The 24,740-nt window shown below is 44.7% G+C and carries 16 protein-coding genes and 4 pseudogenes; 9 read left to right on the forward strand and 11 right to left on the reverse strand.

Annotated elements, in window-relative coordinates; genetic code table 11:
* Positions 1-2: 2 nt before the first annotated feature.
* The 8 genes and pseudogenes from DW182_RS17220 to DW182_RS17255 form a co-directional block, all read right to left on the reverse strand.
* Entirely contained in the window at positions 3-1,001 is a 999-nt protein-coding gene (locus tag DW182_RS17220) for a FimB/Mfa2 family fimbrial subunit (protein WP_118296306.1), read from the reverse strand.
* Positions 1,002-1,284: 283 nt separating this feature from the next.
* Entirely contained in the window at positions 1,285-2,970 is a 1,686-nt protein-coding gene (locus tag DW182_RS17225; protein WP_118296307.1) for an Mfa1 family fimbria major subunit, read from the reverse strand.
* Between the two features lie 36 nt (positions 2,971-3,006).
* Positions 3,007-4,524: a DUF3868 domain-containing protein gene (locus DW182_RS17230; RefSeq protein WP_118296308.1), complete on the reverse strand. Its 1,518-nt coding sequence runs from the start codon at positions 4,522-4,524 to the stop codon at positions 3,007-3,009.
* Between the two features lie 10 nt (positions 4,525-4,534).
* The gene (locus DW182_RS17235) at positions 4,535-5,104 is read right to left on the reverse strand and encodes a DUF3575 domain-containing protein (protein ID WP_118296309.1); all 570 of its coding nucleotides are present in this window, start codon (positions 5,102-5,104) and stop codon (positions 4,535-4,537) included.
* Between the two features lie 500 nt (positions 5,105-5,604).
* A pseudogene (locus tag DW182_RS17240) lies at positions 5,605-6,767 on the reverse strand (glycoside hydrolase family 3 N-terminal domain-containing protein); the annotation flags it as partial.
* A gap of 125 nt (positions 6,768-6,892) precedes the next feature.
* Positions 6,893-7,836, reverse strand: a pseudogene (locus tag DW182_RS17245) (glycoside hydrolase family 5 protein).
* Between the two features lie 20 nt (positions 7,837-7,856).
* Positions 7,857-8,111, reverse strand: a pseudogene (locus tag DW182_RS17250) (glucosylceramidase); the annotation flags it as partial.
* 226 nt (positions 8,112-8,337) lie between these two features.
* Positions 8,338-9,908: pseudogene (locus DW182_RS17255) on the reverse strand (DUF6377 domain-containing protein).
* A gap of 63 nt (positions 9,909-9,971) precedes the next feature.
* On the opposite strand from DW182_RS17255, the gene DW182_RS17260 reads away from it, so the two are divergent.
* Both DW182_RS17260 and DW182_RS17265 read left to right on the forward strand, forming a co-directional pair.
* Positions 9,972-11,156 carry a DUF5009 domain-containing protein gene (locus tag DW182_RS17260; RefSeq protein WP_118296318.1) on the forward strand — a complete coding sequence of 395 codons (1,185 nt, stop codon included), beginning with the start codon at positions 9,972-9,974 and terminating at the stop codon, positions 11,154-11,156.
* A gap of 27 nt (positions 11,157-11,183) precedes the next feature.
* Positions 11,184-11,771: an epoxyqueuosine reductase QueH gene (locus DW182_RS17265; protein ID WP_118296310.1), complete on the forward strand. Its 588-nt coding sequence runs from the start codon at positions 11,184-11,186 to the stop codon at positions 11,769-11,771.
* 291 nt (positions 11,772-12,062) lie between these two features.
* On the opposite strand, the gene DW182_RS17275 is transcribed toward DW182_RS17265, so the two are convergent.
* Entirely contained in the window at positions 12,063-13,310 is a 1,248-nt protein-coding gene (locus tag DW182_RS17275) for a pitrilysin family protein (RefSeq protein WP_117691351.1), read from the reverse strand.
* Between the two features lie 155 nt (positions 13,311-13,465).
* On the opposite strand from DW182_RS17275, the gene DW182_RS17280 reads away from it, so the two are divergent.
* The 4 genes from DW182_RS17280 to DW182_RS17295 all read left to right on the forward strand — a co-directional run bounded on the left by DW182_RS17280 (position 13,466) and on the right by DW182_RS17295 (position 18,193).
* Complete coding sequence (locus DW182_RS17280) at positions 13,466-14,071, forward strand: SIS domain-containing protein (protein WP_021967858.1); 606 nt, start codon at positions 13,466-13,468, stop codon at positions 14,069-14,071.
* Positions 14,059-14,988 (forward strand): carbohydrate kinase, encoded by a 930-nt coding sequence (locus DW182_RS17285; protein ID WP_007661382.1) that lies wholly within the window; start codon positions 14,059-14,061, stop codon positions 14,986-14,988. Before DW182_RS17280 ends, DW182_RS17285 begins: the two co-directional genes overlap by 13 nt.
* Positions 14,989-15,089: 101 nt before the next feature.
* Positions 15,090-16,160 carry a tyrosine-protein phosphatase gene (locus DW182_RS17290; protein ID WP_118296312.1) on the forward strand — a complete coding sequence of 357 codons (1,071 nt, stop codon included), beginning with the start codon at positions 15,090-15,092 and terminating at the stop codon, positions 16,158-16,160.
* Between the two features lie 53 nt (positions 16,161-16,213).
* A complete protein-coding gene (locus tag DW182_RS17295) occupies positions 16,214-18,193 on the forward strand; it encodes a DEAD/DEAH box helicase (protein WP_118296319.1) in 1,980 nt (659 codons plus the stop codon).
* 79 nt (positions 18,194-18,272) lie between these two features.
* Here DW182_RS17295 and DW182_RS17300 read toward each other — a convergent pair whose 3' ends face one another.
* Complete coding sequence (locus DW182_RS17300) at positions 18,273-18,764, reverse strand: Dps family protein (protein WP_007216682.1); 492 nt, start codon at positions 18,762-18,764, stop codon at positions 18,273-18,275.
* A 216-nt stretch (positions 18,765-18,980) separates the two neighbouring features.
* Between DW182_RS17300 and DW182_RS17305 the strand changes: the two genes are divergently transcribed.
* The 3 genes from DW182_RS17305 to ahpF all read left to right on the forward strand — a co-directional run bounded on the left by DW182_RS17305 (position 18,981) and on the right by ahpF (position 22,576).
* A complete protein-coding gene (locus DW182_RS17305; RefSeq protein ID WP_118296313.1) occupies positions 18,981-19,907 on the forward strand; it encodes a hydrogen peroxide-inducible genes activator in 927 nt (308 codons plus the stop codon).
* Between the two features lie 192 nt (positions 19,908-20,099).
* Entirely contained in the window at positions 20,100-20,666 is a 567-nt protein-coding gene (gene ahpC, locus DW182_RS17310) for an alkyl hydroperoxide reductase subunit C (RefSeq protein ID WP_007211096.1), read from the forward strand.
* A 350-nt stretch (positions 20,667-21,016) separates the two neighbouring features.
* Positions 21,017-22,576, forward strand: a complete 1,560-nt coding sequence (gene ahpF / locus DW182_RS17315; protein ID WP_118296314.1) for an alkyl hydroperoxide reductase subunit F — start codon at positions 21,017-21,019, stop codon at positions 22,574-22,576.
* 167 nt (positions 22,577-22,743) lie between these two features.
* On the opposite strand, the gene DW182_RS17320 is transcribed toward ahpF, so the two are convergent.
* On the reverse strand, positions 22,744-24,414 hold the full coding sequence (locus DW182_RS17320; RefSeq protein WP_118296320.1) for a tetratricopeptide repeat protein: 1,671 nt from the start codon (positions 24,412-24,414) through the stop codon (positions 22,744-22,746).
* Between the last annotated feature and the right edge of the window lie 326 nt (positions 24,415-24,740).

A 24,740-nucleotide genomic window follows, 5' to 3' on the forward strand; every position in this document is an offset into this window, starting at 1 on the left:
TCTTAAATTTCAATATCATGAAGCCAGTAAATCCAGGCGCTCACGACAAGACCGATTTGAAGGAATCCTCCTCCGGGTTTTTCGACAACAGTAAATATCAAGCTCCATTCACTTTGACGGTCGAGATATTCCTGAAAAGGAAGTTCCGTTCCGTCGTAACGAGAGGTCGGCCGGGCAATACTCAACAATGTCATCAAGCTGTAGCTCCAGACTTCTGCACCAGTATCCGCATTTCTTATAATGAACTTATAGTCCCATCCGCTCCTGTTAAGCAGGCGCATGGTATTGAGACGTGCGGATACAACTATATCGGGAATTTCGCCCGGACCCGTATAATAAGGTATATAAGTAACGGGACCTTGGCCTGTGGGTTCATTTTCCCAAGAATAGGCTGCACTTTCCGGCGCCTGAATTTCAAACGTATATTGCGTTCCACTTGTTTCGTTATCTTCATATCCCATCAACGCGATGTTAAACCGATTGGTATTGCGTATCAAATTCACCGGATAAACCTTGTGACTGGTATTGGACGGCAAATGGTTCACATCCACAACTTCTCCAAAGTAGAGGTGCTGAAACTCGAAATCTACGGTGTCCGTCCCCCGCTTCAGGGCTACAATGACCTGTTGGAGAGTGGTTGAACCGGGAACCAGTTCACTGCCCGCATGGTTCGAAATCCGGAAGTTGTCGGATAAACTACCAACAGTCAGCACCTTATAGCTTCCGAATTCAAGTTCATCGGTCAGCGACATCCGGTTTCCTCCGATCAGTGCAGCAGCCTCGGCTCTTTTGGAAAAGAGCAGTTTATCATCGCTGTCGAACACAAGTACATCCACCGATTTGACCTGCGGATTGAACGCGTCTGCGTATTCCATATTGTAGTCGAACGTAAATTCCAGCCAAAGTTCGCAACGGGGTAAATCCTCGCGTATACTGTCACACGAAGCTAAATACAGCATCGAAACGACGATAAGGAACAGCGATTTAGTTTTTCCGAACATCTCTTTTCTTTTATGGGGCAACTTTGCAAAGTTGCCGGTTATATAGTCAGAGAACCTCTTTTAAAGTGGTGCTCCGGTTATTTCCGTTTTAGGGGGGCGCTTCTATCCATATATCACCTTTTTTTGTGAAATGATGCGCCAATGTATCTTCATGCTGTTTTTTTGAAAGCCTGTCATCGGCTTGTTTTTACTTATTTTCCAATGGCTCATGCCGTACGGAATATTAAAGGATATAGGGCAGGCAGATTTGCACTGCCCTATATCTTTTTAGTCAGAGAATTTATTAGATTTCAAAATCAGTTGCCCAAGATATCCATGGAGCTACATTAATTTCGAAATGAAGATAAGCACCTTCTTTATCGATTTCTTCTTCCGGCTCTTCAACCTCCGGATACCAAGGCGTACCTGCACCATTCACCTTTGTCAGTCGGAGTGTGTAATAGTTGTTGCGCACTACACCATACTTTCCATACTCCATGTGTCCCAAAGCACCGTTATCGTGACGAACCTCATAATAGTAATAGTTAAGGCTCTTCTGGAACCAACGAACTCCGGTTCCCTTAGCGATTTCACCACCATTGGTAATGCCAAGGTTGTCGAGGTCTGTTTGAGTAAGAGCTGCAAAATCAGCAATAGCTGAAATAGCTGAGTATATACCATCCAACTTCGTTTTGAAAGCTTCGCAAGAAATCACCAATGCTTTTTGTGCCGCATCCCTCTTATCTTCATCCAATGCCTTAGCAATGCCATAGGCCTCTTGCAGTTTTATCAACGTCTCATAATTCGTATAAACACCATTGAGAGAAGACTGATACCAGTCCTGTCCCATAGTATATCCGCTAGGCACGTAATTGGCTTTAAGCACCAGACGGGTAGCTCCGCCCAATTTCTGGTCAGCGGCAGCCATCGTATTCTCCGTACTGTAGGCAACTTTCTTAACTTTCTCATCTGTTACGTTCTCCTCATTCGCATCATACCATTTCACCTTAGGTTCGTAATCCTCAATCTGATTCAGAATGATACTGGTACGATGGTTAGGACTCGCAAAGTTAGGGTCTACTGTGTAGAAGTTTGTCTTATACTCAGTACCCGTATGAGAGGACGTCAACTTCGTTTTTTTCGCAAACGGGAAGAACTGGGAGTTCACGTAATCAATAGTCCACTTTGCGAATGCAAACTTGGCACCGGCAGGCAGTACTTCTATATCAACTCCGGCAGCTCCCTTAAGCGTAACCGCCATTTTTGCTGAAAGGCGTTCTATCTGAAGCTGCGCCCGATTCTTCACAGCATCAGCTTTTGCTTCTGCCTCAGTCTTATATTTACTGGCATCAATAATGGAGCCTGACACATCAAGCAGACAATCGTCCTTCCATTTATGATTGGCAGATGACGGATCGCTGTCATCGAACTCACCAGCATTAATCATGGTATACCCTGCATTAGGGCCGGTGGTACGTGCCACCTCTTCTATAAGATAAAGGTTATCGTCCGCAGTGATATCTTCAGCTACACTAAACACTGTATTTATATCAGTGTATGTTGCATTCTCCACCACCTTAGTAGCTATATGAGCCTTCATTTTTTCGCCCGGATTAGCTATAACAAGCAAGTATTTAGTAGCGAAAGACACCTTGAATGGTTCTAACGGACTAGTCCCGTCAGCTGAAAGGTGTGATGAATTCAAGATACTGTAATACGTGGATGCATCTTTATCCTTAACCACTTTCTGGTTTTCATCAAACAGAATCAGATAGACCTCGTTGATCTTTGTTTCAGATTCCAACGCACCTGTTTCAGTAGAACCGGCACGCGTTCGCGAAGCCTTAGGAACAGACAAGCTGATCGACATATAAGCCGCATCATAGCTTTTTTCATCACCGCCGCCAGGAGTGGTTTCACCATTATCCGAGCAACTCGCCAATGCCGCTACCGCCAGCAATGACACTAAAATAGATTTAATCTTTAGCATAAAACAAACATTTATTAGAATTAATACATATATAATTTACTCACTTTTATTCCTTCTCTTTATCTCGGCCGCATTAGCCTTTTTCTTAGCTAATTCTTCCAGATTTCCCTTTGCCGCATCCAGTCCCGACTGTTCGGCAGCCTTCAAATACTTTTCCGATGATTCATATTCTCCTTTCATTAATAGTAAAACTCCCATTGCATTGTTATATTCAGGCAGACAAGCGTCCGACTTCACTCTTTCCAGATAGCGTTCCGCAGAAACCAGGTCATTGCGTGAAAGGGCTGCGGCAGCCGCATTCATATTGGCAATCTCACTTTCCGGATAGATGCGGACGGCAGATTCAAAAATATCGATAAACTCCTGCGAACCCTTCGGATAGGTATTGGCCACCATGAACATCTCATTCAAGCTCAGATTCTGCGGACGTTTCTTGATCACCTCCTTCGCCTCCTCCAGATTGAAATTCCTCACATCGTAACTCACCTTACAGATAGCTACACGCAGACTTGGAAATATATGTTTCAGCATAAACCGATAAGGCACTCCCGCACGAAGCTGCATCAACTTCGTTTCCCTTCCCTTTTCAATAGAAATATTCGTAATGATGTCCAGCACTTCGTCCTTGTAATCCATCTCAAACGTATCGAGCGCCTTTATCAGCCCGTCCCAGTTTTCACCGCCGAAGATGATGTAATACTGGTCGCGCGGGAAGTCGTAGCGGGCAGCCAAATAATTACGCAATGCCATGGCACGACCTTCGGACAAACGTTTGTTCGCTTCCAATGTTCCTTCGGGAGAAGCATAGCCGATGATATCCAGACGCTTCACCTTCACGTTGGCATCAGACTTCAGATCGTCAATCATCGCACGTATCTTAGCCAGTTCCTGAGGATTGTTCATATACTCGGGACGGATATTCACCTTATTCACTTCGAAATTCAGAAAACATTCCGCCTGCACATCACGGCTCTTTATCTCCTCCACCGTAGGCTCTACGTACGAGAGATAGGGAGTCACCACATACGGCACCAGCATACGTTCGAGCGTAACCTTATCAAAAGTGTACTCCACATTCATCAGTGTGCTTTCGCCACAACCGCACTCATCACGCTGCACGTTCAGACGGGCATTCGCCATCCAAGCCTCGTAAGGCAACGTATATCGGTAGCGGATAACACCACTCTTCTTCTTCTGATTTTTCTCTATCAGATAAGGTGCCTTGTAGCTCTTCTTCGCCTTAGCGCTCATCACCGCCAGCCTGCGTTCATAAACCAGATACTCGTTTTTCCCCTTGATGGAAACCCGCGGAAGATCGTAGGTAACGGTGGGAGAAACCAATTGCGGGATAAAGTCCACCCCATGAGATGATTTCACCTTCACATTATCCATCACTATGTCAAAATCTATATGGATAGTTTCCCCCAGTTGCTCCAGTCGCACAGGCTCTATAGTGATAGTTCCTTCATAAGAGCGTTCCTGAGCCATGACTCCGCCGAGATTCAGGCATAAGGCAGTCAGCACCCATATGATGAATTGCATATTTCTTTTCATCCTTCTCATTCTATTTAATTACGTAAATAAGTGACACACTCGCTTTAGTAGGGCCCAGGTAGTTCTTGCCAGTATCTTTCAGTTTAGTGCCACACGTTGCACAGGGATACTTTTCATACACAATGCGTGCATATCCCAAACCGAGGGAAGCCTCTATACTCCAGCGTTTCCTCAATATCCATGAGTGGCCTATCGAAATGCCACCGCCATACAAGCGCCCTTGATAGCGCATATTCTGCATATTCTCACTGACGAACGGCCAGTCGGGCCATCCGCCCACATTGAAGTCTGCGTAATGGGCGTGCAGCCCGATGAATGTACGGTTGAAATTTTCGCAGAACCAGTACCGAAGTTCCGGCTGTATGCCCCAGTGCTTCAAACGGGTATCATCAAACTTCCAAGGGTTATAATTGACCGGAATATCCAATGTCCACTTGCGTGCCAATGCTACTTCCAGACCGAGATTCATAGTAGTGGTAGCATCATAAAGAAGGTTGCTTTTTACGGCAATCTTCTGAGCTTTACTTTCAGTCGGCAACAAACCCAATATGAATAGTATGCATACTAATATCTTCTTCATTCAATTCTCATTTTTATTATAAAATCATTTTATAAACCGGATCCGCATTCTCGCCTCTGAAACGTACCGAAAACAGCCTAAAATCTCAGTATGCAAATATCGGAGTAATAAGGGAGACGGTAAATTGTATCTATTTCTGTTATAGGCATTAAAAAAGTAAGGAGACTACTAATTAAGCGATTGCCCGGCAGAGAAGTTGCTGAAATAAGAAAAAGAAGGTTTTTGAAGAATTCATTTGCGCTATATGAATATTTAATATCCAATTGTTCCAATATCCGAAACTTATGAGAGAAAGATTATCAAATTATTTAATATATGAAAAGGAAAAAGATTATCAATATATACAAGTTAACGATACGTAAATATACAAGTTTACAGTTAAGATATGCCCTACAAGTATTTCTTGAGCCTTTTAGAAGGAATAAAGGCAAAATTCTATATGAAACAATTTTGTAATAATTACTGCATTAAAGGCTTTTATTCTTACTTCAATTATAAGAGATGGAGGAACTGCCACCGCCTACGGTCATCATCTTCACGACATTCTCACCGATAACGGCAATCTTTTTCGCTTTATTCAGGTCGATGGGCAATACGCCACCGTTGTTTTGCAACAGCACAATGCCCTCTTCACCAATGCGGCGTGCCGCCTCATAATGTTCGGGAGAAAGTATGGAACCTAAAGGACGGTTCGCATCCATCGTAGTGCGGAATGCCAGACGCAGGATGCGGCGCACCTTGTCGTCCAGTTCTTTCGTTCCTACCTTACCGGACTTAATACGTTCGAGATAAGGCATAGCCAGATAATAATTATCGTAAGCATTGCTATGCCCGTTGGAAAGGCCATCCGTCCAGCTGCCGAACTCCATATCGAGGCCGTTCGTAATGGATTGGTCGGTATCGTGCGTGCCGCCCCAGTCGGATACGACTACACCGTCGAAGCCCCATTCGCCTTTCAGAATATCGTTCAGCAGATATTGGTTGTGGCAGGCATGCTGGCCTTTATACAGATTGTAAGCACCCATAATAGACCACGTCTTGCCTTCCTGAACGGTTGCCTTGAAAGCAGGCAGATAGATTTCATAAAGGGCACGGTCGTCTATGATGACGTTAGTGGTGTGACGGTTGATTTCCTGATTGTTCAGCGCATAGTGCTTCACACAGGCAGCTACGCCATTCTGCTGCACGCCTTGCACGTAGGGAACTACCATGCGGGAAGCCAGATGCGGTGTACGGTAGATGTTGACTCCGGGGCCTAAAAGGACGGTCTTGTTGCGATAACGCGCTTCCTCACCGATGCTTTTTCCATAAAGCATGGACATATCGGGATTCCAGGTAGCGGCCAGACAGGTCAAAGCCGGAAAAGCCACACAGGAGTCGTTGGTCCATCCTGCCTGATCCCATTCATCCCAAAGAACTTCGGGGCGGATACCGTGAGGTCCGTCCGTCATCCAGAATTCAGGAATACCCAAGCGGGGCACGCCTGGACTGCTGAATTTACTTTGCGCATGCAGCATAGCCACCTTTTCTTCAATAGTCAGCCTTTTCAACGCATCTTCTACTCTTTCTTCAATAGGTTTGTCCGCATCCAGATCACAGGTTTCTGCTGCGCAAAGAGCGGAAGAGCAACAGCGAATGCGAAACCGAATAATACTTTCTTCATATTGATATTTATTAATAAGTACTCAATCAAAATTAATCCGTAATATAAATGATAATTTAGCGGTGTGATTTACGGGGGTATCTCCACTCCCCTCCTCCAGTCGGAGGAGGAGAATGGAGATAGTATCACTGTTTCATACCTAACGATTGTATATATCCTTCCTGCACCACGCAGTTCTTCAGTTTACATGCCTCGATAAAGTCCATCATTGCCTTGCGTGCTATCACCTGGTTGGGACGTGCATCGCGGATTTCCTTGTAGGAAGGTACGGGGAGCCTCGGAGAAATAAACGATATTCGCCCAATTCTTCTCACGCATCGTCTGGCAGAAAGCGGCCTGCCATTCATCCGTGTTATGACCTATTTCGTCCATATACATCGGCAGATTCACTTTGTCACGGAAATCAATAATACTCTGGATAGCTTCTTTTGTAGGATCGCCCCCATAGCGGTGACAGGTATACATGATCTTATCATCAAACTTAGAGTCCTTGAACGGCTTGAAGTTACCGTTCAGTTCTTCCATATTAGGGAAGTACGGAGCAATGGGTTCATTGAATAGCTCATAACCGAGGATAATCGGCTCATTCTTATACCGGTCTGCAATCTTGCGCCAAATGTCGCAATACAATTGCTGACTCGTTTCGCTTTCAAACAGCCAGGGATATCCGTAACTATCGTCGATATTATCGCCAGTCTGTCCATCCGGAGCATCGTACATATCGAGAATCAGATAAAGGTCAGCTTCACGGCACCATTCCACTACACTGTCTACACGGGCAAAGCCGTCCTGAGCGATGGTCAGGCCCCACCAGCTGGCTGAACATTTCATTGATGAAACGGGGCGAGTTGGTCTTGCTGAACTTAAACATATACCCTTCCGGGTTCAGCCAGTTGCCCAGGTTGGTACCCATGATAAAGAGTTTCGTACCATCAGGCTTTATCAGGTCTTGCCCCTGAATTGTTATAAACGCAGCAGAATCCTGTATTTTTTCTGCCTTTTCACCGCAACTCCCCAACATCAGAGAAGCTACTAAAAGGGATGTACCCACTAAAATCGATTTCAACATGGTATTTTAATACTATAAGATTATTTTTTCCAACGATAAGAAGCAACGGTTCCATCGGTATTTTCAAATGCAGAATACATTAACCCTTTTACGTCAGCACCTTTACAACCACCTTCACGCATATCCTCCATCAAACGCCTTTCCTGATTGCGTTCGTCATTCCACATGCCGATAGAAGTTTCCGTAAAGACAAGTTCTTTATCAGGACGTTTCTGCTGAATGTTATTCAATTCCTCACATCTGCCGCCATAGTTGTGGTAAGCAGTGGCAACCAACAAACAGCATCCTAATAAAAAAGGCAATTTCAAATTCATGGTATGTTTTTCAAGAGCTAATTAATCTCCCCCAAAGGTAGGCAAGATAAAGGCATTACGTACCTCCACATTATGAATATGTGGATAAGATGAAATATACAGTGACGATAACTCTCTAAAGAACAAGCAGATAAAAATCAATAGAGAAAGTGAAAAAGTGGATAGGGAATAAGGTCATGACGTATACTTAACGTATCTTCATAACGCATGTTTCAAAGTCATCGCGCGAAATACAGGCTTTATTTTTCACTTTAGCACGATAATTATAAATTGTATTGACGGAATAACGGAGGAACTCAGCAATCTGCGAACTATCATCAATAGCCAATCGAATTAAGGCAAAAATACGTAATTCTGTATTCAGAAGTTCGCCTTTGCGAAGTATGATCCGTTCCTCCGGTTGGAGCAGTTTATTGAATTTTCCTACAAAATCAGGGAAAAGGTGTAGGAAAGCCGTATCAAAGTTCTCATATAATTCTTTCAAATCCGTGTCGAGCACATCTCGTGAACGTACCATTTTCAGAAGCTCTTCCACCTGCCCGCCGGTAAGCTTCTTGTTCACCATGCGCCGGTAAGCATCCAGTCGGTCGATGTAAGTAGAACAGAGTTTCAGGAAGCGCCCGATATATTCTTCTTTGATATGATTAGACATTTGCAACTGTTCATTCGCCCGCTCCAAATGAGCCCGGACAACAGAAAGATGCTTCATCTGCCTGTAAATCCAGACAAGAGCCACTACCAACAGCAGAGATAAAAACGAAGACGTTCATTCTGTTTCTCCTGCATAGCCTGATAAGTAAGATCTATAAGCGACAGAATGCCGGCTGTCTGCAAACTGCGGCTACGGGCATTGTAATGATTGGTTTCATTCCACGAAAAACGGATATAGCGATAAGCACGTTCAATGTCTCCTTCCTCATAGAGCAATTGTGCCAAAGTCCACAGGGAGGCATGGTCTGTAATCGCAAGGCGGATATCTGTCAAAGCGGACAAAGCCAAATAATATTTTACTTTCTCCCGATCACCCAAACGATGATACAATAAAGAACGGTGATACGTTACCAATGCATACTCCGGAGTATCGGGACGCACACTTGCCAGACGGTTGTCGTTTATCTTCAAAGCTTCCTCCAACCTACCGGCAGCAGCTGCCTGCATCTCTCTGCGTTCTGGATAAAGGGCGGAAGCAGGGGAAAGTACCTGCATTAGTGAATCTTCATAACTGGCAGACAAATCATAATAGCGACGACGTCGGAGAGTATCTTGCGTATACATCCCCAATTCACCGTACAGATGACGGTAATCTTCATAATAATCGGGCAATAAACGAGAAGAAAGTATAGAAAGGTTTATCTGTTCCAAATCCTCAGAGGCTTCCTTATACATACCTGCCGAAGACATCAGGTGCGCCCGTCGGATGCGGGTTTCATCGGCCGCTTCCTGTACACCGTGACGCTGTACCCAGCGCAAGTTGCGGCCCAGATAAAGAAGGGCTGAATCGCATATATATGCCTTGTATTCCTGAAACATCTCTCCATTCAGACGGAAATACTCCGGTGCCTCCATGTCTGTCTCCGACAATTACTGCCTTAAAGCTTCAATACGAGCTTCCCTCACTGCCACATATTCCTGATGTGCACCGATAGCCTCATCCAAGGCAGCAGGCCATCCATCCATTGCAGGGACATCAACCGGAGCAGACATTCCATGAATGCCCACTAAAGCCAATCCGAGAAATATCAGCAGTTTTACCTTCATGGGGACAAATATAAAAAATTAGTTTCCTATATTTGCAGCATTAACCCCCAAATGTATTCTATAATGAAAAACTTAGCACCTCAACGAGTGGCCGCGGTTGATGTATTCCGCGCACTCACCATGTTTCTCATGCTCTTCGTGAATGACATCCCCGGTCTGAAGAACATCCCCCATTGGCTCGAACATGCCGACATCAACGAAGACATGATGGGATTCTCCGACACCATTTTTCCAGCATTCCTGTTTTGCATGGGCATGTCTGTCTCTTTTGCCATCCAGAACCGTTACAGGAAAGGAGATACTACGCTTCAAGTCATTGCCCATATCTTCTGGCGTACAGTAGCACTCATCACTATGGGGCTATTTTCACTCAATTCGGGTGGCATAGCAGGTGGCATTTCCCACCAGTGGTTCTGTATCCTGATGGTTATCGGTTTTTTCCTGGTCTGGGCCGTTTATCCGAAGACCGAAGGGTCAAAAAAGTACCTATTCATCGCAATGAAGGTGCTTGGCGTTGCCTTGTTGGCATTCCTCGTTCTATATAAAGATTTAAACGGAAAACCTTTCCATCAAGGTTGGTGGGGCATTCTGGGACTTATCGGTTGGACGTATGTCGTGTGTGCCGGTATCTACCTGTTCACCCGCGAAAGTTTGCGTAAAAATGTCATAGCATGGCTGGTCGTCATACTCCTTGCAGTGATCAGTCACTCCAATCTGATTCCCCAGGAATATGGTTTACGCATCATCCTTCTGCCTTTCATCCCCAGTGACTGGACACTGCATGCATTCGGTATGTCGGGGGTACTCACTTCCCTGTTGATGCAGAAATATGCCGACCGGGAACATCCGCGTAAATTCATTGTTACCCTTTGTGCATTAGGTGTCATCATGCTCATCGCTGCACTTTGCTCGCACCCCCACTGGATTATCTCAAAGATACAGGCTACTCCGAGCTGGCTGTTCTATTGCCTTGCTGCATTCTTCCCATTGTTCGGCCTGTTCTATTGGCTGACGGATGTAAAAGGTAAAACACCCTGGTTCGATATTATCAAACCTGCCGGGACTGCCACGCTTACGTGTTATATCATTCCATATATATGGTACGCCGCACAGCAATTGTTGGGCTGGCACTACCCCGAGCTCCTGAATGCAGGTGCTCCGGGCTTATTAAGATCACTCATATTCTCCCTCATCATCGTCCAACTGACCGGACTGCTGGTGAAGGCCAAAATAAAACTGAAGGTATAAATATGTATCTAAAAAGACGAAAAGATGATGTTAAAGCTTCAAACTCCTAACCATGAAGACAAGGTGCTGCTCCACTCTTGTTGCGCACCTTGTTCTTCTGCCATTATCGAATGCCTGCTTACTAACGGCATCCGCCCCACCGTGTTTTATTACAACCCCAATATCTACCCTCAGGCCGAATATGAAATCCGGAAAGCCGAGGCCATCCGTTATGTTCAGGGGTTAGGACTTGACTTTATGGACGGCGACTACGATTACTCATTCTGGCGCACCTCCATACAAGGAATGGAGGATGAGCCCGAACGAGGTGGCCGTTGCCTGAAATGTTTCAACCTTCGTCTGGCTGAAACTGCCCGTTATGCCTCCGAACACGGTTTTACCCTGTTCACCACTACCCTCGCCTCTTCCCGCTGGAAAAGCCTCGACCAAATAAACGAAGCGGGACGTAGAGCCGCTGCCCTTTACCCCGGAACCACTTTCTGGGAACAAAACTGGCGAAAAGGAGGATTACAAGACCGACGAAACCAGCTTCTCAAAGAGCATGACTTCTATAATCAGCAATATTGCGGTTGCGAATTCAGTATGCGAAGACTTGTAACCACTCAAACAGATTGAAGGATAAAAGTTGACTTTTTAATTCTTCCTCTTTATCTTACTCAAGGCATACTTGCAACCTCCTTGCGACCTATCTGCAACCCACTTGCTCCGTACAATCTCCACTCAGAGGTACCTCTATGTGGAGATTGTATGGATTTGATACGGAGCAAGTATGCCTCAGGTAAGGAGCAGATATTTAAAGAGAAGACATAAATGCTTACCTTTACGTCAGAAACAGAATAACTTATTTGCAACCGAGCATTGAGTTATGGTTACAGACGTTACCTGATGCTAATCAATAAAGGATACTCAGCGATAGATCAGCGTCGACAGATAATCTTCTGCAAACATTTCATTCGCCACTTCCAATAGGATCTCCGGAGTAAGTTGTTCAATACGTTGATAAACCGCTTCAGAGGTTTCATATTTATGATAATGCAGGAAGGTCTTTGCCATACCGAGGGCATTGTTCTCATTATTATCCGACGCTACACCTATCTGTCCGATGAGTTGCTTCTTGGCAGCAGCCAGTTGCTGGGAAGTCATCTTGGTATCACGCAAGCTTTTAAGTTCCTTCATTACCAATCGCATACATGTATCCACATCTTCAGGATCGCATCCGAAATAAGTGCAGAAGACACCTGTATCCGTATAAGAAGTCAGATTGGACTCCACATTATAAACTAATCCCCGGCGTTCACGCAGAGAAACGTTCAGACGACTATTCATACCCGGGCCCCCAAGAATATTGTTCAGCAGATAAAGGGCTGTACGTTTATCATCATAGGCATTGTATCCACGACTGCCAATCATGACATGAGCCTGATGCGTATCTTTATGTATAGTGAGTTTCTCAGGCGTATAAAGAGGAGGAGGCATACGACGGTTATCCACCGATACCGCAGGGACATCTATAAGGAGTTTCTCTGCCCAACGGATGACTTGCTTGAAATCCAAATCGCCCCAAACAAAGAAAACCATATTGCCCGGATGGTAAAAGCGGGAAGTGAAAGCAGCAGCATCTTCACTCCGGAACGTTTTCAGTAATTCAGGATTACCCAAAATATTACGTCCCAGCGGATGTCCGCGGAAGATCAAATCCTCGAAGTCATCGAAAATAAGTTCGGAAGGCGTGTCCTCGTAAGACTGGATTTCATCAATGATTACCTCCGTTTCCTTTTCAATCTCACGTTGCGGAAAGGTGGAATGAAATACAATATCCGCCAGCAGTTCAAAGGCCCGGCCGAAGTGCTCAGTAAGGAAAGCAGAATAGATAACCGTCTCTTCTTTATTGGTGTAAGCATTCAGGTCACCACCTACATTCTCCATACGATTGAGAATATGCCAGGCTTTCCGCTTCTGTGTACCTTTAAAAATAAGATGTTCCACAAAGTGCGCCATGCCTTGTTCATTCTCAAGCTCATCACGGGTTCCGGCATCAACAGCAAAACCACAATAAGCTACATTGGAATAGGCCGGTTGATGGATAATACGCAAACCGTTGGCAAGTGTATATTCGTTATGTCCCGGTAAAGGGAAAAGTGCTAACTTCTTCATTCTTACGTTCAAAACTGATTGAGGGCGCAAAGATAACTCAATTTGATGAGCTCCCCCTATCTTCACAAAGCAAAAATACAATAAAACTTATTGCCATTTATGGAAAATTGCAGATATTTGTAGGCTATAACCTAACTACTAACAAAAATAGTATAATGATTGAATCCATTCAAGAGCTTTTGCAGAAAGAAGCACAAGCTGTTCTAAACATCCCCGTGACAGACGCTTACGAGCGTGCAGTAGAACTTATCGTGGAACAAATTCACCGGCGGAAAGGGAAACTGGTAACTTCGGGTATGGGAAAAGCAGGACAGATTGCCATGAACATTGCAACTACGTTCTGTTCTACCGGAATCCCTTCCGTATTTCTGCATCCCAGCGAAGCTCAACACGGTGACTTAGGTATCTTGCAGGAAAACGATTTACTGCTATTGATCTCTAACTCCGGCAAAACACGCGAAATCGTGGAACTCACACAATTAGCTCATAATTTGAACCCGGAGCTTAAATTTATTGTTATTACCGGAAATCCGGATAGTCCGTTGGCTCATGAGTCTGATGTATGTCTCAGCACAGGAAAGCCCAAGGAAGTCTGTGCTCTGGGAATGACGCCCACTACCTCGACTACTGTAATGACCGTCATCGGTGACATTCTTGTAGTACAGGTAATGCAACAGACCGGCTTTACAATTGGAGACTACTCCAAACGTCATCACGGTGGGTATTTGGGTGAAAAATCAAGAAAATTATGCGAAAAGTAATCGGTATAGGAGAAACTATCCTTGACATCATTTTCCGCAACGGGCAGCCGACAGCAGCTGTACCGGGTGGCTCAGTATTTAACGGCATCGTGTCATTGGCACGGACAGGCGTACCTGTGAGCTTCATCAGCGAAACGGGAAACGACCAGGTGGGCAACACAATTCTGCAATTCATGCAGGATAGCGGCATGTCTACCGAATATGTCAATGTGTTCCCCGATGGCAAATCTCCCGTATCACTGGCTTACCTGAACGAACATGGTGATGCGGAATATATTTTCTATAAGGATTATCCCAAGCAACGGCTGGATGTAGTCTTCCCAAAACTGGAAGAAGACGACATCGTAGTTTTCGGTTCATATTTTGCCCTGAACCCGGTGTTGCGCGATAAAGTTCAGGATCTGTTGGAGCAGGCACGTGAGAAGAAAGCAATTGTCTACTACGATCCTAACTTCCGCTCCTCGCATAAAGATGAAGCCATTAAACTGACATCAACCATCATCGAGAATCTGGAATATGCCGACATTGTACGCGGTTCTATAGAAGATTTCTTCTATATGTATAATCAAAAGGAAGTGGATAAGGTCTACAAAGATAAGATTCGTTTTTATTGCTCTAACTTTCTTTGCACTGCCGGAGCGAAAGAGATTTCACTGCGTACGAAAAGCATTACCAAAGAGTATGCTATTCCGCCATTGGAGGCAGTCAGTACTATTGGAGCGGGTGATAATTTCAATGCCGGAATCATCTATGGCCTGCTGAAGTACAATGTACGCCACTGCGATCTGGGACAAATAGATGAAGCCACCTGGGACAAGATTATCCGTTGCGGCATCGAGTTCTCGGCAGATGTATGCCGGAGTTTTAACAATTCCATATCACCGGAGTTTGCCCGCCAGTTGCCTCCCATTAACTAAATCCCCGTTAAAGGAGAAAAAACTCTGTGAAACTCTGCGCCTTGAAGTAACAAAAGTCAGCAGAATACATATCTTTGCAGTATACGCTCAGACAAAAAACTATGTATAAAAATCTGTTGAACTTGCTAACATGTGTATTACTGCTACCGGCTTGTAGCGGCACAGCTCCCCATATCTCCGTCGTTTGCGAAGAAAACAACGTTGGAAATAGTATCGTCAAATGGGAAATGGCCCCTCTTATTAAAGGAAACGTAAAGGTATATGCCTCTACCGACCCGAACTATATTCCCGAAGATTCTCCGGTGGCCATGGCAAATATTGCCGACCAACGAATGACAATTGTTACCACGGACCCTACCAGACGGTATTACTATACCCTTGTATTTAATGATAAATACCGTGTGAAGATTGCTACCCGTAATGTCAATATCCCTGGTATACAGAACTTCCGCGATATGGGAGGATATCCATCATATCCTACCCAGAAACAATTGCGCTGGGGCATGCTTTACCGCTCAGCCCAGATAGACAGTCTGGAATGCTACTCGCGCAGAGAACTAAAGAATATAGGCATCAAGACTATTGTAGACCTGCGCTCCGAATCAGAGTTAAAAGGACATACCCCATTACAAGAAGGATTCAATGTCGTACATATTCCCATAAAAACGGGAGATATGGAAGATATTCTGAGAGGTATCCAGGAACAAAAAATAAAAAGTGATACTGTATACCGTATGGTGGAACGAATGAATCGCGAGTTAGTGATGAACTACCACCATGAATACCGGCAGATATTCGATATCCTGTTGGACAGTGCTAACTATCCTGTCGTCATTCATTGTTCCTCCGGTAAGGGACGCACCGGCATTGCTTCGGCACTGATACTCGCTTCTCTTGGTGTGAACAGCGATATTATCATGGAAGATTATCGCCTCAGCAATGATTATTTCAATATTCCCAGCGCTTCACGTTATGCCTATAATCTGCCTGCACGTTCACAAGAAGCCATCACAACTATCTATTCAGCCAGAGAAGATTTTCTGAATGCTGCCAAAGAAGAAATAGAACGTAGGTACGGTGACGTGGAGACCTATCTGGAAAGGGGCATCGGACTCAAGAAAGAAGAAATTAAGAAGCTGCAAAGTATTCTTTTAGTGAAAAACGATAATTAATCACTAAAATTGTTCTATCTTTGTGCCCGAATATAAAGATATACAAAGATTTAATGAAGAATTTTGAAGAGCTCGGTCTGTCGCCGGAGATACGCCGCGCCATTGAAGAAATGGGATATGAGTGTCCCATGCCGGTACAAGAGGAAGTGATTCCTTACCTTTTAGGAGAAAATAATGATGTTGTAGCACTTGCACAAACAGGAACGGGGAAAACCGCCGCATTCGGCCTGCCACTTATCCAAAAAATTAATGTAAAGAACCGGATTCCACAATCCCTTATACTTTGCCCTACACGCGAACTTTGCTTGCAGATTGCAGGTGATTTGAATGACTATTCCAAATACATCACTGGATTGCGGGTGTTGCCCGTATATGGTGGTTCATCCATAGATAGCCAGATACGTGCCCTGAAACAAGGTGTACATATCATCGTTGCCACCCCGGGACGACTACTCGACCTGATGGAACGTAAGACTGTATCGCTCACCACTATCCAGAATGTAGTGATGGACGAAGCGGACGAAATGCTGAACATGGGATTCACGGACAGTATTAACGCTATTCTTGCCGATGTGCCTCAGGAGCGTAATACGTTATTATTCTCTGCCACTATGAGCCCGGAGATTGCACGTATCTCAAAGAAATACTTACGTGACGCCAAAGAAATCACTATCGGACGGAAAAATGAAAGTACAAGTAACGTGAAGCATGTAGTCTTCACCGTTCATGCCAAGGATAAATACGCGGCTCTGAAACGTATTGTAGACTATTATCCGCAGATATACGGTATCATTTTCTGCCGTACGCGCAAAGAAACGCAGGAAATTGCCGACAAGTTGATGCAGGACGGTTACAATGCCGATTCACTGCACGGTGAATTAAGTCAGGCGCAGCGTGACGCCGTAATGCAGAAATTCCGCATCCGTAATCTGCAAATCCTGGTTGCCACGGACGTTGCTGCACGCGGACTCGACGTAGACGACTTGACACATGTTATCAACTATGGTCTGCCAGATGATACCGAAAGTTACACCCACCGTAGCGGACGTACAGGACGCGCCGGAAAGACCGGTACTTCTATCGCCATCATCAACTTGCGCGAAAAAGGTAAGATGCGCGAAATAGAACGTATCATCAGCAAGAAGTTTATTATTGGTGAAATGCCTACCGGCAAACAGATTTGCGAGAAACAGCTCCTGAAAGTGATTGACGATCTGGAAAAGGTGAAAGTGAACGAAGAAGACATGGCTGACTTTATGCCTGAAATATACCGTAAACTGGACTGGTTGAGCAAAGAAGACCTTATCAAACGTATGGTTTCCCACGAGTTCAACCGTTTCTCAGAATACTACCGCAATCGCGAAGAAATAGAAATGCCTACTGATAGCCGAGGTGAACGCAAAAGCAGAAGTGACAATGAACGCAGTGGTGATCGCAGAAGTAGCAGCCGCAAAGCTGAACCGGGATTTACGCGCCTGTTCATCAATCTGGGTAAGATGGATAATTTCTTCCCCAATGAACTGATCAGTCTTCTGAACAGTAATACCCGTGGTCGTGTGGAACTGGGACGTATTGATCTGATGAAGAACTTCTCATTTTTTGAGGTAGACGAGAAAGAAGCGGGAAATGTAGTAAAAGCTTTAAACCGAGCCAACTGGAACGGTCGTAAGGTTTCTGTGGAGATTGCCGGCGAAGAAGGCAAGGAAACTCCTAAAGGCAGACGTAAAAGCGAAGGAAGCAGTTACGGAAAAAAGGAGTTTGATGGCAAGAAGCGTAGCTTCAAAGACGAAAAACGCAGTGATACATCTGGAAAACGTAACGATACGCCCAGAAACAGTAGAAGTAAATCTGACAATGCTCCGGCTGACAAAAAGAAAGGCAAACCGAGCCGCGAAGAACGTGGCTATACTAGTGCCCGTGGCAAGAAAGACGATTGGAGGCAATTCTTCCAAAATGACAATAAGGAGTTCCGCGATAAAGAACCTGACTTCAGTGAAGAAGGTTGGGCAAGACGGGCACCGAAAAAGAAATAATATACAAGGAAAAAGGTGATAAAGCAGTGTTTCCACCACTTCATCACCTTTTCCATCATTTATCACCTAAACCTATATATTATTTGTCTGTGCATCCTTTTGTACTGAAAGCGACCAGCATCCAAACCATCTTTTCCTGTTCTTTCAGATAGCCTGTCATCAGGTCGGCAGTAACGTCGTCACCTGCTTCATTGGCCAGTTCAATGATCTTTCTTTCCTCACCAATGAGGTATCCGTAAGTTTCAAGAATATTGCTGACCGCATCGCTACCACAAGCCACGTCAGATACTTCTTTGATCTTTGCAACTTTCAGGTATTCGCTGAACTTGTTTTCGGGTACACCACCCAACATCAGGATACGCTCTGCAATTTCGTCCACCTTCTCGGCTGCGTCGTCATACATACTTTCAAACTTCTCGTGCAATACGAAGAAACCATGTCCCTTGATGTTCCAGTGGAAACCGCGCAGATTCGTGTAATATACCTGGAAATCTGCCAAAAGTTGATGCAATGCAGATACTACGTTAGCTACTCCCGATTCATTTAACTTGATATAATTTAAAGTCTTCATAATTTTATGGTTTTAATAGTTTATACTGTTTTTCTTTTTCTTGTTGCAAAGAAAGTGCAAATCGAAGGCAGAAGCAAGCTTGCTTGATTATGCTGAGATGCAGCCTTTCTTCGTTTTTTGTACAAAGATAAGAGGCAAATCAACGCTTGTCAAACAGATAATTTCTATCTTTGCATAGACAGAATCTATATAACCCGTTCAAACCCTTTATTTATCATGACTTTACAACAACTGGAATACATTCTTGCCGTTAATCAGTTCCGCCATTTCGCCAAAGCTGCGGAACATTGCCGCGTAACTCAACCCACCCTGAGTGCCATGATACAAAAACTGGAAGACGAGTTAGACACCAAGATATTCGACCGAAACCAACAACCCATCTGCCCTACTCCCGTCGGACAGCTTGTAATAGAGCAAGCCCGTATCGTATTGGAACAGGCAGGCCATATAAAGGATATTATTGAAGAAGAAAAGCACTCCTTGTCGGGTGTCTTTAAATTAGGCATACTTCCCACCATCGCCCCTTATCTGTTGCCGCGCTTCTTTCCGCAACTGATGAAGAAATATCCCAAACTGGATATCCGCGTAACGGAGATGAAGACGAAGGACATCAAGCAGGCTCTTATAAAAGGAGAGATAGATGCCGGCATTATCGCCACCCTCCCCGAAAAGGATGACTTCCGCCAGATACCTTTATTCTACGAACAATTCTATGCGTACATCGCGCGCGAAAGCAAACTGTTCGATAATAAGATTATCCGCACCTCCGATCTCAGCGACGAACAGCTTTGGATGCTGGACGAGGGACATTGCTTCCGCGACCAGTTAGTCCGCTTCTGCCAGATGAAGGCGGCGCAAGCCAGCCAGATCGCTTATCATCTGGGCAGCATGGAGACATTCATGCGTATGGTAGAAAGCGGTAAAGGCGTTACCTTCATTCCCGAACTTGCCATCGATCAGCTCAACGAGACACAGAAAGAGTTGGTGCGCCCCTTTGCCATCCCCACTCCTACCCGGCAGATCATTCTCATCACCAACGAGCACTTCATACGAAACACTTTGTTGGAGGTACTCACAAAAGAAATACAAGCCTCTGTACCCCGCGAAATGCTATCCCTGCGGGCAACTCAGTGCGTTGTATAGATTTCGTCTATCGGCCCATAAATCTTTTCAATCGTTTTTTTTGTTCTATCGGCAAAAGATGCTATATTTTTGCAAACGCGAAGATCAGCTGTACCTCAGCATAATCAAGCGAGCTTGCTTCTGCATTCGGTTTGCATGAACTTTGCATCATCGAAAAAACAAAGTACTAAACCTTTTAAAACAAAAAAGATTATGGAACCAATTATCAATTCCCAGCTTCCTGAATTCAAAGTTCAGGCATTCCAGAACGGAAGTTTCAAAACAGTAACCAACGAAGACGTAAAAGGCAAATGGGCTATTTTCTTCTTCTATCCCGCAGACTTTACTTTCGTATGCCCTACCGAACTGGTGGACATCGCTGAAAAATACGAGCAATTCCAAGCAATGGGTGTAGAGGTATACTCTGTAAGCACCGACTCTCACTTCGTGCACAAAGCATGGCACGATGCATCCGAAAGTATCCGCAAGATCAAGTATCCGATGCTGGCAGACCCTACAGGCGTGCTGACTCGCGCATTCGGTGTAATGATCGAAGAAGAAGGTATGGCTTACCGCGGCACATTTGTCGTGAACCCCGAAGGCAAAATCAAGATTGCCGAAATACAGGACAATAACATCGGACGTAATGCCGACGAACTTCTCCGCAAGGTAGAAGCAGCACAGTTCGTTGCAACACACGACGGCGAAGTATGTCCCGCAAAATGGAAGAAAGGCGGCGAAACACTGAAGCCAAGTATAGATTTGGTTGGTAAAATTTAAGTTCACATCCCTTTTTTATTAGCGAGGTCCCCTTTATCCATTGCACACATAGAGGGGACCTCTTTTATCTTACATTAGTAATCAATCAGTCCCATATATGTATTGCTGTCAGTTCCCATTAGAGGAAACGGCCGTTCCCTTTTGAAGAAACGACAGTTTCCATTAGAAGAAACGATCGTTCCTGCAATAAGAAACAGGAGTTTCTGAATGCCGGAAACAGCAGTTCCAAGGTTTAGAAACTCCTGTTCCCAACTGCAGAAACTACAGTTTCCTACAGTCAGGAAACTACATTTTCCTAATATACAATGTGATAAGCATGCATTTATGGCTGGAATTAAACATATACTGTTATGTTAGAAACAAGCATTTTAAATCAAGTACGCAGTGTCTTCCAAAACCTGGAAGCACAGTACACTTTTCATATCACCTGCCATCCCCGGCACGGAAGCGCACAGGAGCTGACAGAGTTGCTGAAAGATGTAGCAGGATGTTCCGATAAACTCTCCTGTGAGGTAACTGAAACTGAAGAACCGAAGCTGGAATTCTCTTTACTGAAAAACGGGAAAGAAACCGGTGTCAAATTCCGCGGGATACCGAACGGCCATGAATTCACATCTTTGCTTCTGGCAATACTGAATGCCGATGGAAAGGGGAAAAATCTTCCCGATGAAGCCATCCGCCGACGCATTCAGGCGTTGAAAGGGCCCATTTCATTGCAAACTTATGTATCATTGACATGTACCAACTGCCCCGATGTGGTGCAGGCTCTGAACATAATAGCTCTGCTGAACGGACAGGCCACACATGAAATGATAGACGGTGCCCTTTTCCAGGAAGAAGTGGATGCACTGAAAATTCAAGGCGTACCGTCCGTCTATGCCAACGGTAAATTGCTTCATGTAGGACGTGGCACTTTAGGCGAACTTCTGCAAAAGCTGGAAGAAATGTTCGGTTCCGAACCAGTAGGGAATGCAGAGCCTATCTCACGTACTTATGATGTCCTCGTATTAGGTGGCGGACCGGCAGGTGCCTCAGCCGCAATCTATTCAGCCCGTAAGGGATTACGGGTAGCCATTGTAGCCGAAAAGATCGGTGGTCAGGTAAAGGAAACCGTAGGAATCGAGAACCTGATCTCCGTGCCACAGACTACAGGTGCACAGTTAGCAGACAATTTAAGAAGCCATATCAATCATTATCCCATCGACTTGTTTGAAGACCGTAAGATAGAGAAGGCGGAACTTCAAGGAAAAGAAAAGAGGATTTCAGTAGTGGGCGGTGAAGCATTCATATCTCCCAGTGTAATAATTGCCACCGGTGCAAGCTGGCGCAAACTGAATGTGGAAGGTGAAACGGAATATATAGGCAGAGGAGTTGCCTTCTGTCCGCATTGCGACGGACCGTTCTATCAGGGGAAAGATATAGCCGTTATCGGTGGCGGAAACTCCGGTATAGAAGCAGCCATCGACTTGGCGGGTATCTGCCGGAAAGTGACTGTCTTTGAATTTGCCGATACGCTGAAAGCCGACCAGGTATTGCAAGAAAAGGCGCAAAGCTTACCGAATGTAGAAATCTTCACTTCCTCGCAGACTACCAAAGTAGTGGGAAACGGTGATAAGGTAACAGCTATCCGCGTCAAAGACCGTGTAAGTAGTGAAGAACGAGATTTCCCATTGGATGGTATCTTCGTACAAATTGGCCTGGCAGCTAATAGTGCTCCTTTCCGTGACATGCTGGAGACGACACCAATAGGCGAAATCAAGATCGATGCTTTTTGCCGCACCACGCTTCCGGGCGTTTATGCAGCAGGAGATGTTTCGGACGTTCCCTACAAACAGATAGTAATTGCAATGGGTGAAGGTGCGAAGGCGGCACTGTCGGCATTTGATGACCGCATCCGGGGAATTGCATAAAGCAGATTACATTTAATGAAACTGCAAAAGTAATCATTAGCATAAAAGAAAGGGAGGAAAGGAGTGATAAGGTGGTAAGGTGATAGGGTGATAAAGTAGCTGCGCTATATATCACAGAGCGTTATCCCGTTATCACTTTATCACCCTATCACCTTATCACACTTTGTTCATATCCGCTTAGAAAGAAATTCAGCGATATCTTCTTTTTCTTCCATGCCCAATTTCTGCCGTATCACCGTCTTACGTTGATACACCGTCCGTATGCTCTGCTGAATAACCACACTAATCTCTTTCGTTGAAAAGTCCGACTTCAACAAACAGCAGAGTTGCAGTTCCTTTTCATTCAGGATATTTCCATACTTCTGACAGATACGGGTATAAAAGCCATCATGCACCATGTCAATAGTCCTATATAAATCACTCCAAACCAGCAAATCGTCCACCGCTACATCTTTATTGGCTATCCGTCCCATCTGTACCAATAGCTCCTGATGATCGGAACTGGGATTCGTAGCCACAATACGTATCAGACCTAACTGCTGGAGCAGCATCTTCTTGACAAACTTATCATTATTGCCGCTTTCATCGCCTTCCGTCTCATGCAGCAGACGGCGCAAGGCCTCCAGTTCTTCTTCCTTTTCCACAAGCAAATGCTTTCTTCGCTGCAAATACCAGACGACAACCAGCAACAACAAAATACAGAGAGCCACCAATCCGACAAAAAAGGTCCGTTCTTTCTGCTTTTCCAATTGCAGATTCATATTCTGCTGTTGAAGTAACAGTTGTACCTTTCCTTTTTGGGCTATCACCCGCTGGTCACGGATAAAGTTGTTATACAGCCGGTTTGAGAAGAACGCCACATCCCGAATGGTAAAAGAGCGGCTATCCATATAATCCATCAATGTTTTCTGTACCAGCCAAAAGTTAGCCAATGACAAATCCTGATCAATGTAGGGCGAACGCACGCTATCTCCCATTTGCATATAGTAGCGGGCGGAATCCATCTGACCCATATTCAGGAAATAACGCGAAAGAGCATAATAAGATAAGGACTCAAAAGGGTGTTTAGTTTCTTTATATTCTTGTAAACTATGGCGCTGCAAATTGATGGCTTCCCGATTCTTGCCAGAATCACTCAGTATATCAGCGTAGTTGCGCATCACATAGTACAATGCCTTCAAAGAGTCTGTGGAGGTATACAGGCATTCAGTAGCTTTACGAAGAGCCAGCAGCGCAGAATCATTCTGATTTGCACAGTAGTACGATACCGCCAGGCTGTTATAGTTATTATATTGTCGGGTGGAATCAGGCTCTATAGCTATCAACTGCTTCTGTAAGCGTATCAGCCCTTCAAAATCATCATTACCTTCCCCTATATTCGCTACAGACCGCAGCAAATCAAGACGGGCAGCCGTATCGCCGCGCAAGGCTGCAATGCGATTCCCTTCAGCCATCATCTCAGTAGCTTCTTTATATCTCTCGCTATCGTAGAAGTAATGCGCCGCCAGTTTGTAGGTACGCAACAAGCGCAATGTGTCACTCACATCCGGTCTTCCATAATAATCCAGAGCGTATAACAGCAAAGAATCTTCATTCATCACCCAATGCGCATTATAGTGGGCTTGCCCCATAGCCAGCGCAAACCGTGCCTGCAACGAGTCTGGTAATACTTCGGGATCTTTCACCGACCGAAGCAGAGCAATCGCTTCCTCTGCATTCTGCTGTAACATCTGTTCCGCCTTTTCTATTTGGATGCGTTGCAATGACAGGACTTCCGTACATGCTGCTAATACCAACACGCATATCCAACTTATCAAACCATGTTTCAATGCTTTCATGCCGTTTTTTCCTTCTTGCTTTAAGTCTTTGCAAAGATAGATATTTATCAATTAACGGAAGTTACGGTCTCCCTTTTTTTGCACTTTTCTTTATATATAAACCTGAAATGGGAAGATATAAACTTTTTCATAAAGCGCAGTTCAAAACTCTTTAATTTTCAAATAGTTGCAAAAGCCATTGCACTTTATTTAGTGCCGCATATAAACCGCTTTTCTGTTTCTATCGCTCTATCTTTGTCATGTTCAAAGAACAGAAATAATCACTAAAGATAACTTGAGTTCAACTTATAAATGCAACTTTTTGGGTGCGGATAATAAGCAATAAA

The organism is Bacteroides sp. AM16-24 (genome assembly GCF_003471885.1).
Classification (GTDB): Bacteria; Bacteroidota; Bacteroidia; order Bacteroidales; family Bacteroidaceae; genus Bacteroides.

Bases quoted from the DNA above. Each gene is read 5' to 3' on its own strand.
- DW182_RS17220 (WP_118296306.1), bottom strand. From the start codon at position 1,001: ATGTTCGGAAAAACTAAATCGCTGTTCCTTATCGTCGTTTCGATGCTG.
- DW182_RS17225 (WP_118296307.1), bottom strand. From the start codon at position 2,970: ATGCTAAAGATTAAATCTATTTTAGTGTCATTGCTGGCGGTAGCGGCA.
- DW182_RS17230 (WP_118296308.1), bottom strand. From the start codon at position 4,524: ATGAAAAGAAATATGCAATTCATCATATGGGTGCTGACTGCCTTATGC.
- DW182_RS17235 (WP_118296309.1), bottom strand. From the start codon at position 5,104: ATGAAGAAGATATTAGTATGCATACTATTCATATTGGGTTTGTTGCCG.
- DW182_RS17260 (WP_118296318.1), top strand. From the start codon at position 9,972: ATGAAAAACTTAGCACCTCAACGAGTGGCCGCGGTTGATGTATTCCGC.
- DW182_RS17265 (WP_118296310.1), top strand. From the start codon at position 11,184: ATGTTAAAGCTTCAAACTCCTAACCATGAAGACAAGGTGCTGCTCCAC.
- DW182_RS17275 (WP_117691351.1), bottom strand. From the start codon at position 13,310: ATGAAGAAGTTAGCACTTTTCCCTTTACCGGGACATAACGAATATACA.
- DW182_RS17280 (WP_021967858.1), top strand. From the start codon at position 13,466: ATGATTGAATCCATTCAAGAGCTTTTGCAGAAAGAAGCACAAGCTGTT.
- DW182_RS17285 (WP_007661382.1), top strand. From the start codon at position 14,059: ATGCGAAAAGTAATCGGTATAGGAGAAACTATCCTTGACATCATTTTC.
- DW182_RS17290 (WP_118296312.1), top strand. From the start codon at position 15,090: ATGTATAAAAATCTGTTGAACTTGCTAACATGTGTATTACTGCTACCG.
- DW182_RS17295 (WP_118296319.1), top strand. From the start codon at position 16,214: ATGAAGAATTTTGAAGAGCTCGGTCTGTCGCCGGAGATACGCCGCGCC.
- DW182_RS17300 (WP_007216682.1), bottom strand. From the start codon at position 18,764: ATGAAGACTTTAAATTATATCAAGTTAAATGAATCGGGAGTAGCTAAC.
- DW182_RS17305 (WP_118296313.1), top strand. From the start codon at position 18,981: ATGACTTTACAACAACTGGAATACATTCTTGCCGTTAATCAGTTCCGC.
- ahpC (WP_007211096.1), top strand. From the start codon at position 20,100: ATGGAACCAATTATCAATTCCCAGCTTCCTGAATTCAAAGTTCAGGCA.
- ahpF (WP_118296314.1), top strand. From the start codon at position 21,017: ATGTTAGAAACAAGCATTTTAAATCAAGTACGCAGTGTCTTCCAAAAC.
- DW182_RS17320 (WP_118296320.1), bottom strand. From the start codon at position 24,414: ATGAAAGCATTGAAACATGGTTTGATAAGTTGGATATGCGTGTTGGTA.